This is a genomic window from Pedobacter segetis (assembly GCF_016623585.1).
GTDB lineage: Bacteria > Bacteroidota > Bacteroidia > Sphingobacteriales > Sphingobacteriaceae > Pseudopedobacter > Pseudopedobacter segetis.
Genome location: NZ_JAEHFY010000006.1, coordinates 89,328 through 102,328, shown reverse-complemented (window position 1 = coordinate 102,328; position 13,001 = coordinate 89,328). Strand labels below are relative to the sequence as shown.

Genomic DNA, 13,001 nt, shown 5'->3' with positions numbered 1-13,001 from the left:
TTTTTTATGGAAGAATTACAAACACTCAAATTTATATCCTTCTTTTTGCCAAATCTCCAATGCTTTGGGTAACACATATTCTAACCTGTCCCAAGCTTTCAAACTATCGTGAAACACAACGATAGAACCGTTTTCTGTATGTTTAATCACGTTCTTTAAACATTTTTCTGGAGAAAGATGAATGTCAAAATCGCCACTTAAAACATCCCACATAATTATAGAGTATTGATTATTTAGTATTGAGTATTGAGAGCTTTGCAAATCATCTTGATTTTTTAAATTGTTCTCATATCTCTTATCTAATATCTCACATCTGATTTTTCTAATCTGCGAAAACTTAATCCTCCCATAAGGTGGCCTAAAAAGATTGGTTTGTGTTAATTCTTGGCATTTTTTAAAATTTTCTAGATAAACCTCATCGTTGGTGTTCCATCCCTTTAAATGGTTAAAAGTATGGTTACCAACGGCATGTTCATCGGCTTTAAGCAGTTCAAAAATTTCTGGATGTTTGGTGATATTATCGCCGATGCAAAAGAATGTGGCTTTGGCATTGAAGTTTTTTAAAGTTTTTAATACCCAAGGTGTAACAATTGGTATAGGGCCATCGTCAAAAGTGAGAAAAATGGTTTTATTAACTCTGCTTTTGTTCCAGATTAAAGATTTTGGATAGATTTTTTTTAAAAGAAACGGAGTTTTTACAAGATACATAGCCTAAAGAACTAAAGTATATATAAATTTATAAACTGAAAGAATTAATCATAAAAATGAAATATACAAAACTAAAAATACTCTTCTTTTGCTTTTTAGGAACAACCATTGGCACTAAAGCTTTTGCCCAAGAGACCGAAGTGATCACTTTGCAACAAGCCGTAGAAAAAACCTTAGCTAATAATTTACAAATTAAACAAGCCCAATACCAAGCTGCCATAACAGATGAAAATTTGAAACAAACTAAATATGAGCTTTATCCTAATGTTACTTCAAACGCTTCGGCAAATAGGCAATTTGGTTTGTTTTTTGACCAACAATCTGGCAGGTTGCTTAACTCAAGCGTAGATCAGGTTAACGGAAGAATAAGCTCTTCAGTGGTTCTTTTTGGCGGCGGTACATTAATGAACCAGATTAAACAGAATAAAGCTTTTTTGATGTCTGATAAGAGCAATATCGAAAAGATGAAAAACGATCTTTCTTTATCTGTTGTTAATACCTACCTCCAAATTTTAAACAACCAAGATTTAATAAAGGCTAGCAGGCAGCAATTAGACTTATCTAACCAGCAATTGGGTGTTGCGCAAAAGAACTTTGATGTTGGCAACAATACACAAGCAGATCTTTCACAAGCAAAAGCACAGGTGGCAAATAACGAACTGAGTTTAACAAATGCACAAAATGCGTATGAGCTTTCTGTTTTAAACCTAAAGCAGTTGATGGAAATGAACCCAGAACAGAACATTACGGTTCAAATACCGGCGATAGCTGATCCAGAGAACATTAAAAATAATTATACAGGTTATGATGTTTATACAAAAGCGGTAGTTAATTATCCCGATGTAAAATTAGCAGAGTATAATACCGAGGCTTTCAAATACGGAATTAATGTTGCAAAAGGGAATCTTTACCCATCGTTAAGTTTTGGTGGGGGTTTATCTACTGGTTATTCTAGCTCTGTGCCCTCCTCGTTTAATGATCAAATTACCAATAGAAACTTTGGCCAATATTTAGGTTTTAATCTTTCTATCCCAATTTTCAATAACTATAGAAATAGGGCCAATTATAACATAGCCAAAATTAGGTACGATAATGCAAAAGCTGCCGAGCAGTTGGCAAAAAATAATCTGAACAAGATTATTAGCCAAGCGGTACAAGATTTAAAATCTGCCATCAAAAGTTACGATGCAACAAAAAGTGCATTTAATTCTTCTAAAGAAGCTTTTAACGTTATCAAACAACGTTATGAGGTTGGTTTGGTTAACGTTATCGAGTTAAACACTTCTCAAACAAACTATAATAAAGCCGAGTTTGACTTTATCCAAGCCAAATACAATGTTATTTTTAGACAAAAAGTAATCGATTTTTATTTAGGAAACCCTTTAACACTATAAATTTTAAACAAAAATTAATAATCATATAACATGAATAAGACGCTTAGAAATGTACTCATAGGAGTTGGTGTTTTACTGGTAATCGTAATTGTTGCCAATAAAATGGGCTGGATAGGAAAAAGCAAAACGGTACAGGTTGCAGTAACCAAATCAGAACAGAAAGATATCATAGAAACAGTATCTGCAAGTGGTAAATTACAACCAGAAGTAGAGGTAAAATTAAGCCCCGAGGTTTCTGGAGAGATTGTAGAGCTTGCCGTCAAAGAAGGAGATGCAGTTAAAAAAGGTCAGTTGCTTTGCCGTATAAAACCAGATATCCTAGTTTCTGGTTATGATAGAACCGTTGCTTCTTATAATGCCCAAAAAGCATCTGTGGCAAGCGCACAACAACAAATTGTACAGGCAGAGGCCAATTTAAAAAATGTTGAATCTAAGTTTAAAAGAAGTCAAAAACTTTATAAAGACAAAGTAATCTCTGCCGCTGAGTTTGATGCGGCACAGGCAGAATATTTAACCTCAAAATCTAACTTAGAATCGGCAAAGCAAGCTTTAATTGGTGCCAAGTTTGGTTTAGAACAATCTGGTGCGGGTGTGAAAGAAGCTAGCGATAACTTAGCCAGAACTAATATTTTTGCCCCTGTTGATGGTATCGTATCTAAACTTTCTGTAGAATTGGGCGAAAGAGTTGTAGGAACCGCACAAATGAGCGGTACAGAAATAATGACCATCGCAAATTTGAGCAGTATGGAAGTTAATGTTGATGTGAACGAAAATGACATAAACCGTTTAAGTTTAGGTGATACTGCCGTGATTGAAGTGGATGCGTTTATGGATAAAAAATTTAAGGGCATAGTTACAGAAATTGCCAGCTCTGCAAATGTGGTGGGTACTACGGCAGATCAGGTTACCAATTTTGCCGTTAAAGTGAAGATCTTACAAGATTCTTATAACGATCTAACAAATAAAGGAAACTCAAATTCTCCTTTCCGCCCAGGATTATCTGCAACGGTTGATATCCAAACAGAAAGAACAAAAGGCTTGGTTGTTCCGATACAATCTGTTACGATAAGGGAAGACGATAATGCCAAGGATAAAAGCAGTACAGTTGATGGGCCTAAAAAAGATGAGGGAGAGCAAAAGAAAAGCGATAAAAACAAGCCAAAGGCCAAAGAATATGTATTTGTGGTTGATGGTAATAAGGTTAAACAAGTTGAGGTTAAAACTGGCATTCAGGATGATCAGAATATCATTATCCTTTCTGGGTTAAAAGCTGGGCAACAAGTTGTTAGCGCACCTTATGCTGCTATTTCTAAAACATTAAAAGACAAAATGGATGTTGAAGTGGTTGATAAATCTAAACTTTTTACTGCAGATAAGAAGTAATAAATCGTTTTAAATTGATTATTTTGTCCCAATCCGATATTTAGGATTGGGATTTTTTTTTGGATAAAATCTTAAAAAACCGATTTGAATTATTATCATTTTGATATGGAAGATAGCGTAAATAAAATAGCCGTTATTGGGGGAGGGAGTTGGGCAACCGCCATCGTAAAAATTTTATCAGATAATCTAAAAGAAAAAGAGATTTTTTGGTGGATGCGAGATGAAGCTTCCGTGAGGCATATTTGCAAATACCAACATAACCCTAATTATCTTTCTTCCGTAGAGATTAAGGTAAAGCCAGAAAACATTTCTACCAACGTTAAAGATGTGATTTCTAAAGCAGATATGGTTTTGCTTAACGTACCCGCCGCTTTTTTAAAGGAAGCATTAAAGGATATTACCGCTGATGATTTAAGGGGCAAAAAAATCATATCGGCCATTAAAGGCATTGTACCAGATGAAAACCAGATCATAGGCGAGTTTATGCACAGTCAATTTCAAATCCCCTTGGAAGATATTGTTGTGATAAGCGGCCCTTGCCATGCCGAGGAAGTAGCCTTAGAGAAATTGAGTTATTTAACCATTGCCTGCCAAGATATGAACCTAGCTTGTAGGTTTGCACAATTGATCAACACCAGGTACATAAAAACCAACAGTTCTGATGATATTTACGGTACAGAGTATGGAGCCGTTTTAAAGAATATTTATGCAGTTGCAAGTGGTATTTGCCATGGCGTTGGTTTTGGGGATAATTTTCAGGCGGTTTTGATCTCTAATGCGATAAGGGAAATGAGCCGTTTTGTAGATGCGATCCATCCGATCAACCGTGATATAAAAGAATCGGCTTATTTAGGAGATTTGCTGGTAACTTCTTATTCACAATTTAGCCGTAACCGTACCTTTGGTAACATGATAGGGAAGGGCTACACCGTAAAATCTGCACAGTTGGAGATGAATATGATCGCCGAAGGATATTATGCCGTAAATTGTATCCATCAAATCAATAAAATACATAAAGTAAATATGCCTATTGCCAGGGCGGTTTATGCCGTTCTGTACGATAAACACGCTCCAAATATCGAAATGAAGTTATTGGCCGATGAGCTTTCTTAGAAAGTGGTTTTAAACCCTTAATTCTTTTAAAGATATATAAAACTTATGGCCGTTTTAAATATGGCAATTGGCAGGTAATCTTTTTTTGTCTTATCCTTCAACTCCGCTCAGGAGGGCAAAAAAAAATTGCTCAAGTTACAGGCGGGGATGCCACTCCAATCGTTAACGCTCTTGTTTTACTCAAAAGAATACTATTCTAGATATTAGGTTTGTAGTATTAAGCTTTATGCCTTTAGCTTCAGCTAATTCTTCTGATATTTATTGATGCCTAGCTTCCAGATTCTTAGCAATATCGTTGATAGATAAACCTTTCTCTTTCAATAAAACCAATAGGTGAAAAAGCAGATCAGAGGATTCGTTGATTAAATCCGTTTCGGTTTCGGCCAATGCCGCAATTACGGTCTCAACACCTTCTTCGCCCACTTTTTGCGCAATTTTGTTTAAACCTTTTTCTCTTAAACTATTAACATAAGATTTAGCCGAGGGATTTTTATATCTATCGTTGATGATATTTTCTAATTGGAAAATAAAATTCTGGTTAAAATCCGTATCAAAACAGCTCCTCGTACCTTTATGGCAGGTTGCCCCAACCGGTTTAACTTTTATTAAGAGCGTATCATTATCGCAATCTAAAGCAATTGATCTTACATTTAAAAAGTTGCCACTTTCTTCTCCTTTTGTCCATAAGCGGTTTTTGGTTCGAGAGAAAAAAGTAACTTTTTGTTCTTTTTCGGTTTTTTGGTAAGCTTCTTCGTTCATGTAGCCTAACATTAAAACCTCTAAAGTTTGCTCATCCTGAATGATCACAGGCACTAATCCGTTGCTCTTTGTAAAATCTATTTTCACTAATTAATTTTTAAATTTTTGTTTAAAATCTTTAAACGTTAATATATTAGTTTTATCAAATGGGTTTAAAACTAATAAATCGTTGTCTCCAGTAATTATATAATCTGCTTTGGCATCTTTAGCTAAGGCTAAAATAAAATCATCTTTTTCATCTCTACAAATTGATATCGAAGATTCAACTTTAATAACTTCTAAATAATTCTCAATCAACTCTGTAAAAGCATTGATTTTGTTGAATTAAAGTATTTTATAAATTTTGGTCGATTTATTACTTCAATTATGCTAATAACTCTTCACTACAAACTAATTTAATTTTATGAGATTTTAATTAAATCATCTAGCCAAGATAACTCTCTAGAAATTAAGAAACTAATCCAAAGGTTAGTGTCAATTATAACTATTGGCTGTTTTACTTTCATGCCTCTTAGTTCTTGCTTTTTCAACTTCCTTAGTTATTTCTTCGATGCTAGGAGTTTCATTAGACCTCAAGGTATTCAAAAGATTATCTAAAGATTTTTTTGATTTGCTTATCGTAATCAAATTCATATCCGCTAAATCTTGTAATAACTTTTTAGCTTTTGGGTTTATGAGTTCTACAGTAAATGTTTCCATGTTTAAAGATAAAAAATTAAATCCTGATTTCTATTTGGTTATTCTTTAATAGTTGTTTTAATTCTGGGATTAAGATTTCGCCATAATGGAAAACGGAAGCGGCCAAAGCAGCATCAACATCACTTTTTTTGAAAACATCAATAAAATCTTGACTACAACCAGCTCCGCCTGATGCGATTACGGGGATTGAGACCATATCATTTATTTCCTTTAAAAGAAGGTTGTCAAAACCAGATTTTGTGCCATCCTTATCCATAGAGGTCAATAAAATTTCTCCTGCTCCACGTTGCTCTGCTTCTTTGATCCAATTTTGGGTTTTTAATGCTGTCGCAATTCTGCCACCGTTTAGATGTACAAAATCCCCAGAAGATAAATGTTTAGTATCAACAGCCAAAACCACAAACTGAACACCAAAAGCATCGGCCAGCTCATTGATCAATTCTGGTCTCCTTACCGCTGCTGAGTTGATAGAGATTTTATCTGCACCAGCATTTAATAAAGCTTCGGCATCTTTTAGTTCTGTGATCCCACCTCCAATGGTAAATGGAATGTTTATTTGCCTAGCCACGGATTTTACCATTTCAATGGTGGTTTTTCTTTTTTCATGGGTTGCGGTAATATCCAAAAAAACCAACTCATCCGCTCCCTGGTTAGAATATTGCCAAGCCAATTCAACGGGGTCGCCAGCATCACGTAAATCAACAAAGTTTATACCTTTAACAGTACGCCCGTCTTTTACGTCTAAACAAGGGATAATGCGTTTACTTAACATTTAGATAGAAGATAAACGCTGCAAATTCCAATTTTTTATTTCATCTATAGAAATGCGGTTTTCATAAATAGCTTTGCCAACTACGCAAGATTCTATTTTATAATCGTTTAATTCCTTAATGTCATCCATAGAGCTGATGCCTCCGGAAGCTATTAGCTTAATGAAAGGTGAGTGGGCTAATAATTTTTTGTAAAGATCTACCCCTGCACCCCCCAGTTTCCCGTCTTTATTAATATCGGTACATAAAAAACGGTAAAAACCAAGTTGTAAGCATTTATCAATGTAATCCATCAATTTTATCGGTGAGCTTTCCATCCATCCAGAATATTTGATAACCTCATCTAAAACATCAACAGCTACCACAACCTGATCGCTACATTTAGTTTTATTACATATCTCGTTACTCAGTTCTTCTAAAAAAGTAGGGTTTGTAATAGCTTGCGTACCAACAATAACCCTGTGAATACCAGCATCTATCAACTCTTTAACTTTATCGATACTTCTAACACCACCACCATACTGAACCTTCATTTCGGTTTTTCTGATGATATCGAACAAATATTTTTGGTTGCTGAAATCGCCTTTGGCCCCGTTTAGATCTATGATATGGACAAACTCTGTCCCGTTAGATTGGTAAGTTTCAATTTGTTCTTCTAAAGAAACTTCATATTGTGTTACTTGGTTATAATCGCCTTCTACCAAACGAACTATTTTTTGGTTTAAAACGTCAACAGCGGGAATAATGTACATTTTATAGTTTTAAGTTTGCGAAATTTTTAAGGAGCGTTTCTCCGGCCTTGCCAGATTTTTCTGGATGAAACTGTACTCCGTAAAAGTTATCTTTTTGTATGCTTGCGGAAAATTTTATTCCGTAATTACAATACGAGATGGTAAATTTAGAATTAAATTCTATAAAATAGGAATGCACAAAATAAAAATATGCCCCATCTACTATTGTGTTAAATAATTGATTTTCTTGTGTTAAAAAAACTTTGTTCCATCCCATGTGAGGAATTTTCTTTGAGGTTTCTTCTTTAAATTTTAACGTTTTAACAGGTATTATCTTCAACATTTCAGAATCCCCTTCTTCAGAAAAATCTGTTATCAGCTGCATCCCAACACAAATACCGAGAACCGGTTTCTTTAAGCTTTTTATTTTTGGAACCAAACCAGTATCCATTAGTTTTTTCATTGCGGCACCGGCATGTCCAACCCCGGGGATAATGATCCTCTCATACAAATCAAATTCAGGTTCTGAATTGATCATGCCATATTCTAAATTCAATCTCTCTAATGCGGCGGTTAAAGAAAAAATATTACCGGCTCCGTAATTTACAATTCCTATCATTTTTTAATGTTGTGTTGTGTAGGGGTAATCATTGGATTATCCCAATTATACGGATAACCTAAAGGATAACCCAAAGGTTATCCCTCAAAATTATCTGGATAACCCAAGGGTTATCCCTACAATATTCCTTTTGTACTGGGCAACCTCATATTATTGATATCTCTTTTAACGGCCATTTTAATGGCTTTTGCAAATGCCTTAAATATCGCTTCAATTTTATGATGCTCATTATCGCCTTCTACTTTGATGTTTAAATTAGATTTTGAGGCATCAGAAAAAGATTTGAAAAAATGATAGAACATTTCGGTTGGCATATCGCCAACTTTCTCTCTTTTAAATTCTGCGTCCCAAACTATCCAGTTTCTTCCACCAAAATCTATGGCAACTTGTGCTAAACAATCATCCATCGGTAAACAAAAGCCATAGCGTTCAATTCCTTTTTTATCGGCTAAAGCCAAAGCAAAAGCTTCTCCCAAGGCAATTCCGGTATCCTCAATGGTATGATGCTCATCAATATGTAGATCTCCCTTGGTATGTACGGTTAGGTCTATGCCACCATGACGGGCGATTTGATCTAACATATGGTCAAAAAAGTTCAATCCTGTTTTAATATCTGCATTACCTTTTCCATCCAAATTTATTTTGATGAGGATGTCTGTCTCATTTGTTTTACGGATATGTTCTATTTTGCGATCCCCAACTTTTAGAAATCTGTAGATTTCATCCCAATCTGAAGTTTCAAGTGCTAAAACTTCTTTTAGATTATCGGTTTTATTTTGGGCTTCGGTTGCACCCAAATCAGGGTTATTGTTTAACCAAATGGCTTTTGCGCCTAGGTTTTTAGCCAGAACAACATCATTTAAACGATCGCCGATAACAAAAGAATTGGTTAAATCGTATTTATCGGCATCAAAAAAATGAGTTAGCAAAGCGGTTCCTGGTTTACGGGTTGGTGCATTGTCTTTTGCAAATGTTTTATCTATTATTATTTCGCTAAAGCTGATGCCTTCATTTTTAAGGGTTTGTACGATGAAATTTTGAACCGGCCAAAAATTTTCTTCAGGATGGGCGGGTGTTCCCAAACCATCTTGATTGGTTACCATTACTAATTCATAATCGGTTTCTTTCACGATTTTTGATAGGTTACTAATGGCACCGGGGTAAAAAACCAGTTTATCAAAAGAATCAATTTGCTCATCTGCAGGCTCAAGAATAAGCGTTCCGTCTCTATCTATAAAAAGTAATTTAGTCATTTTTCAATTTTTTTAAGCTGTTGATCATCGCTTTATTTTCTTCGTTTGTACCAACTGTAATCCTTAAACATCCTTCGCAAAGTTCCACTTTATTTCTGTTCCTCACTATAATTCCTTCTTCTGTCAAATATTTATAGATCCCGTCTGCATCAGCAGTTTTCACTAAAATAAAATTTGCGTCTGATGGATAAATATCAATTACAAAATCAAAATTCTTTAATGCTAAAACCAAAGCATCACGTTCTTTTAAAATTTCTTTGATCCAATTGTTAACTTGTTCTACATTTTGTAAAGCTTCTAAAGCTAATTCTTGTGAGGCTTGGTTAATGTTATAAGGCGGTTTAACACGATTAAAAACCTCGATTATTTCTTCGCTTGCAAAAGCCATCCCAACCCTTAGAGCTGCTAATCCCCATGCTTTTGATAAAGTTTGTAAAACCACCAAATTGGCATATTCCGTTAGTTCTTGGATAAAAGTTTTTTGTCGTGAAAAGTTGATATAAGCCTCATCAACCACCACAATCCCGTTAAAATTGGCCAAAAGCGTTTCAATATCTTCTCTGTTGATAGAATTACCTGTTGGGTTATTTGGCGAGCAAATGAAGATCAACTTTGTGTTTTTATCAATTGCTTCTGCAATCTTTTCTAAATTAAGTTGGAAATCTTCAGTAAGATTTACTCTTTTTATCCCAACATCATTAATATTTGCCGAGACTTCATACATCCCATAAGTAGGGGGTACAACGATTACGTTATCAACCCCGGGATTACAAAAGCTTCTTAATAAAATATCAATGGCTTCATCGCTACCGTTCCCTAAAAAAATATTTCTGGCCGGCACACCTTTAATTTCGCTCAGGCGCATCTTTACGGCATAGGCCATTGGATCTGGGTAACGATGATAATCTTTAGAAAGTGGCGATCCAAACGCATTTTCATTGGCATCTAAGTAAATGGAAGCTTCCCCTTTAAACTCGTCTCTTGCAGAAGAATAAGGTTTTAGGTTTTTTATATTTTCTCTTAAAATTTTATCTAATTCAAACATTTTTTTGAGTTCATTAGTTGAAATAGTTCATTAATCATTAGTTAAAAACCAGTTTAAGCGTCTTGATTCTTGATACTTGTTTCTTGAATCTAAGTCAGTCTAACAGATACCGCATTTTTATGAGCCTGCAATCCTTCAATTTCTGCCAAAGTCTCAATTGTTTTCCCTAAATTTTTTATGCCGCTTTCGCTGATGTGCTGGAACGTGATTTTTTTTACAAAAGAATCTAAAGAAACACCAGAATAAGAGCGGGCATAAGCACTTGTAGGTAAAGTATGGTTTGTGCCACTGGCATAATCTCCGGCACTTTCTGGGGTTAAATTCCCTGCAAAAACAGAACCTGCATTGATTATTTTATTTGTAATGGGTTTCCAGTTATCAGTTGCCAAAATCAAATGTTCAGGTGCATATTCATTACTGAAATCTATGGCTTCTTCTAAATCTTTAACCAGAACAGTATATGAATTTGCCATGGCCTTTGCGGCAATTTCTTTTCTCGGCAGTATATTTAATTGTTTTTCTAATTCAATTTGTGTTTGATCGATGGTTGCTTGGGAGATACAAACCAAAACAGATTGACTATCAACGCCATGTTCTGCTTGGGCCAATAAATCTGCAGCCACAAAAACAGGATTTGCCGTTTCATCAGCAATTACCAAAACTTCCGATGGGCCAGCGGGCATATCAATAGCGGTATTTGTGGTAGATTGTACCAAGGTTTTTGCCATGGTAACAAATTGGTTTCCCGGGCCAAAGATCTTATCAACTTTTGTGATGCTTTTTGTGCCGTAGGCCATTGCAGCCACGGCTTGGGCACCGCCAACTAGATATATTCTATCAATTTCCAATAATTGGGCAACATAAGCCAAATAGCCATTTACCTCTCCGCTTTTTTGCGGGGGCGAGCAAACCACAATTTCTTTACAGCCTGCAATTTTTGCCGGGATGCCCAACATTAAAAAAGTACTTGGCAAAACAGCCGTTCCGCCCGGGATATATAAACCTACTTTTTCAATTGCCCTTACTTCTCTCCAACAAGTTACGCCCGTTGTAGTTTCTACCTTTTCTTCTTTTGATATTTGCGTTTGGTGAAATTTTTTGATGTTTTGATAGGCGATGTTGATGGCGTCTTTTACTTTTGGAGAGATAGTTGCGGCTAATTCATCTATTTTATTTTTATCGATAAACAAACTATCCAACGCAACTCCATCAAATTTTTGGGCGAAAGATTTTAAAGCTCCATCACCTTTTGCTTTTACCTCAGAAATTATATCTTCTACTGTTCCACGAATGTTATTGTTAGCATCAACATTCCTTAGGACCAATTTCTGAATAGCTGCTTTGCTTAAACCTGAAAAAGAATATTGCCTCATCCTAAATCCTTCTCCAAAAGATAAAGACTTTTGATTTGATTTTTGGTCATTGATTTTTTCCATTTTTTATTTGCGTTAACGATAGAAACGACAGCTTTTTTTGGTGCTTTAACCTTAAACTCCGCTGAGGCCGACAACAAAAAAACTATAGTGGATAAGCCCGCTTGTTCGGGCAGGCGTGTTAAAACGCCCAAATACTATATTAAATAATGTTTCTATTTTATAAAATATAAAAACGTTTTAAAAGTTTTTGATACTTGATGCTAAAATCTTGATTCTAAATAATCTTGGTACTATAAAATTATCTTCTCTATCGGCATTACCACAATTCCTTGTGCGCCAGCGGCTTTTAACTCGTTGATGTGGCTCCAGAAATCGCGTTCTGGTATTACGGTATGTACGGCAACCCAACCTTCTTCTGCCAAAGGCAAAACCGAAGGGCTTTTAACCCCTGGCAATAAATTTAGAATTTTATCGAGATTTGATTTTTCTACATTTAAGACCACATATTTGGTTTCTTTTGCCCGCATTACCGATTGTATGCGTTGCAATAATTCTAAAACTAAATGTTCATTTTCTATCCCTTTTCTACCTATTAAAATAGCTTCTGATGACATTACATCTGCAAAAGGTTTTAAGCCATTGCTACGTAAAGTGCCGCCTGTAGAAACAATATCAAAAATGGCATCTGCTAAACCTAAACCCGGTGCAATCTCTACCGATCCAGAAATGGTTTTAATATCGGCGTTAATTTTTTCTTTATCCAAGAATTTTTGAAGAATAACAGGGTAGGAGGTTGCAATAGCTTTTCCGCTTAAATCTGCAATGTTTTGATATTGATTGTTGTTTGGTACTGCGATTTTTAAGGTGCACTTCCCAAATCCAAGTCGTTGTAAATAAGCTACATCAACACCGGTTTCGGCAATTACGTTTTCGCCGACCAAACCAATATCGGCTATGCCGTCTTGCACATATTCTGGTATATCATCATCCCTTAAAAATAGGATTTCTAAAGGGAAATTAGAAACCGTGGATATTAGGGAACTTTTATAGTTTTCGAAGCTGAGGCCACAATTTTTTAGCAGTTCTACAGATTTTTCATTCAATCTGCCAGATTTCTGTATAGCGATTTTTAAAGTTTTCAAGATTTTTTG

At 35.3% G+C, this 13,001-nt stretch carries 14 protein-coding genes; 3 read left to right on the top strand and 11 right to left on the bottom strand.

The window, feature by feature from the left end; all coding sequences use genetic code 11:
* Positions 1–15: 15 nt before the first annotated feature.
* Positions 16–708, bottom strand: a complete 693-nt coding sequence (locus tag I5M32_RS05435) for a polysaccharide deacetylase family protein (RefSeq protein WP_200585173.1) — start codon at positions 706–708, stop codon at positions 16–18.
* A 56-nt stretch (positions 709–764) separates the two neighbouring features.
* Here I5M32_RS05435 and I5M32_RS05430 point away from each other — a divergent pair, with 56 nt between their 5' ends.
* From I5M32_RS05430 to I5M32_RS05420, 3 genes are all read left to right on the top strand, one after another.
* On the top strand, positions 765–2,102 hold the full coding sequence (locus tag I5M32_RS05430; protein ID WP_200585172.1) for a TolC family protein: 1,338 nt from the start codon (positions 765–767) through the stop codon (positions 2,100–2,102).
* A gap of 30 nt (positions 2,103–2,132) precedes the next feature.
* Entirely contained in the window at positions 2,133–3,485 is a 1,353-nt protein-coding gene (locus I5M32_RS05425; RefSeq protein WP_200585171.1) for an efflux RND transporter periplasmic adaptor subunit, read from the top strand.
* A gap of 105 nt (positions 3,486–3,590) precedes the next feature.
* A complete protein-coding gene (locus I5M32_RS05420; protein WP_200585170.1) occupies positions 3,591–4,598 on the top strand; it encodes an NAD(P)H-dependent glycerol-3-phosphate dehydrogenase in 1,008 nt (335 codons plus the stop codon).
* Positions 4,599–4,856: 258 nt separating this feature from the next.
* Here the strand turns inward: I5M32_RS05420 and hisIE are convergent, their stop codons facing one another.
* The 10 genes from hisIE to hisG form a co-directional block, all read right to left on the bottom strand.
* Positions 4,857–5,444, bottom strand: coding sequence for a bifunctional phosphoribosyl-AMP cyclohydrolase/phosphoribosyl-ATP diphosphatase HisIE (gene hisIE / locus I5M32_RS05415; RefSeq protein WP_200585169.1), 588 nt, complete (start codon positions 5,442–5,444; stop codon positions 4,857–4,859).
* Positions 5,445–5,447: 3 nt separating this feature from the next.
* Complete coding sequence (locus I5M32_RS05410; RefSeq protein ID WP_317193100.1) at positions 5,448–5,672, bottom strand: putative toxin-antitoxin system toxin component, PIN family; 225 nt, start codon at positions 5,670–5,672, stop codon at positions 5,448–5,450.
* Between the two features lie 159 nt (positions 5,673–5,831).
* A complete protein-coding gene (locus I5M32_RS05405) occupies positions 5,832–6,056 on the bottom strand; it encodes a hypothetical protein (RefSeq protein ID WP_200585167.1) in 225 nt (74 codons plus the stop codon).
* A 16-nt stretch (positions 6,057–6,072) separates the two neighbouring features.
* The gene (hisF, locus tag I5M32_RS05400) at positions 6,073–6,828 is read right to left on the bottom strand and encodes an imidazole glycerol phosphate synthase subunit HisF (RefSeq protein WP_200585166.1); all 756 of its coding nucleotides are present in this window, start codon (positions 6,826–6,828) and stop codon (positions 6,073–6,075) included.
* Positions 6,829–7,578: a 1-(5-phosphoribosyl)-5-[(5-phosphoribosylamino)methylideneamino]imidazole-4-carboxamide isomerase gene (locus I5M32_RS05395; protein WP_200585165.1), complete on the bottom strand. Its 750-nt coding sequence runs from the start codon at positions 7,576–7,578 to the stop codon at positions 6,829–6,831.
* A gap of 1 nt (position 7,579) precedes the next feature.
* Entirely contained in the window at positions 7,580–8,176 is a 597-nt protein-coding gene (gene hisH, locus I5M32_RS05390; protein ID WP_200585164.1) for an imidazole glycerol phosphate synthase subunit HisH, read from the bottom strand.
* A 116-nt stretch (positions 8,177–8,292) separates the two neighbouring features.
* Positions 8,293–9,429, bottom strand: coding sequence for a bifunctional histidinol-phosphatase/imidazoleglycerol-phosphate dehydratase HisB (gene hisB, locus I5M32_RS05385; RefSeq protein ID WP_200585163.1), 1,137 nt, complete (start codon positions 9,427–9,429; stop codon positions 8,293–8,295).
* Positions 9,422–10,474, bottom strand: a complete 1,053-nt coding sequence (gene hisC, locus I5M32_RS05380; protein ID WP_200585162.1) for a histidinol-phosphate transaminase — start codon at positions 10,472–10,474, stop codon at positions 9,422–9,424. The genes hisB and hisC overlap by 8 nt, the downstream gene beginning before the upstream one ends.
* Positions 10,475–10,563: 89 nt before the next feature.
* Complete coding sequence (gene hisD / locus I5M32_RS05375; RefSeq protein WP_200585242.1) at positions 10,564–11,847, bottom strand: histidinol dehydrogenase; 1,284 nt, start codon at positions 11,845–11,847, stop codon at positions 10,564–10,566.
* Between the two features lie 293 nt (positions 11,848–12,140).
* Positions 12,141–12,992, bottom strand: coding sequence for an ATP phosphoribosyltransferase (hisG, locus tag I5M32_RS05370; RefSeq protein ID WP_200585161.1), 852 nt, complete (start codon positions 12,990–12,992; stop codon positions 12,141–12,143).
* Between the last annotated feature and the right edge of the window lie 9 nt (positions 12,993–13,001).

Excerpts from the sequence above, each read along its gene's own strand:
- hisC (WP_200585162.1), bottom strand. The coding sequence starts at position 10,474 with ATGTTTGAATTAGATAAAATTTTAAGAGAAAATATAAAAAACCTAAAA.
- I5M32_RS05430 (WP_200585172.1), top strand. The coding sequence starts at position 765 with ATGAAATATACAAAACTAAAAATACTCTTCTTTTGCTTTTTAGGAACA.
- hisH (WP_200585164.1), bottom strand. The coding sequence starts at position 8,176 with ATGATAGGAATTGTAAATTACGGAGCCGGTAATATTTTTTCTTTAACC.
- hisB (WP_200585163.1), bottom strand. The coding sequence starts at position 9,429 with ATGACTAAATTACTTTTTATAGATAGAGACGGAACGCTTATTCTTGAG.
- I5M32_RS05405 (WP_200585167.1), bottom strand. The coding sequence starts at position 6,056 with ATGGAAACATTTACTGTAGAACTCATAAACCCAAAAGCTAAAAAGTTA.
- hisF (WP_200585166.1), bottom strand. The coding sequence starts at position 6,828 with ATGTTAAGTAAACGCATTATCCCTTGTTTAGACGTAAAAGACGGGCGT.
- I5M32_RS05420 (WP_200585170.1), top strand. The coding sequence starts at position 3,591 with ATGGAAGATAGCGTAAATAAAATAGCCGTTATTGGGGGAGGGAGTTGG.
- I5M32_RS05425 (WP_200585171.1), top strand. The coding sequence starts at position 2,133 with ATGAATAAGACGCTTAGAAATGTACTCATAGGAGTTGGTGTTTTACTG.
- I5M32_RS05435 (WP_200585173.1), bottom strand. The coding sequence starts at position 708 with ATGTATCTTGTAAAAACTCCGTTTCTTTTAAAAAAAATCTATCCAAAA.
- hisD (WP_200585242.1), bottom strand. The coding sequence starts at position 11,847 with ATGAGGCAATATTCTTTTTCAGGTTTAAGCAAAGCAGCTATTCAGAAA.
- I5M32_RS05395 (WP_200585165.1), bottom strand. The coding sequence starts at position 7,578 with ATGTACATTATTCCCGCTGTTGACGTTTTAAACCAAAAAATAGTTCGT.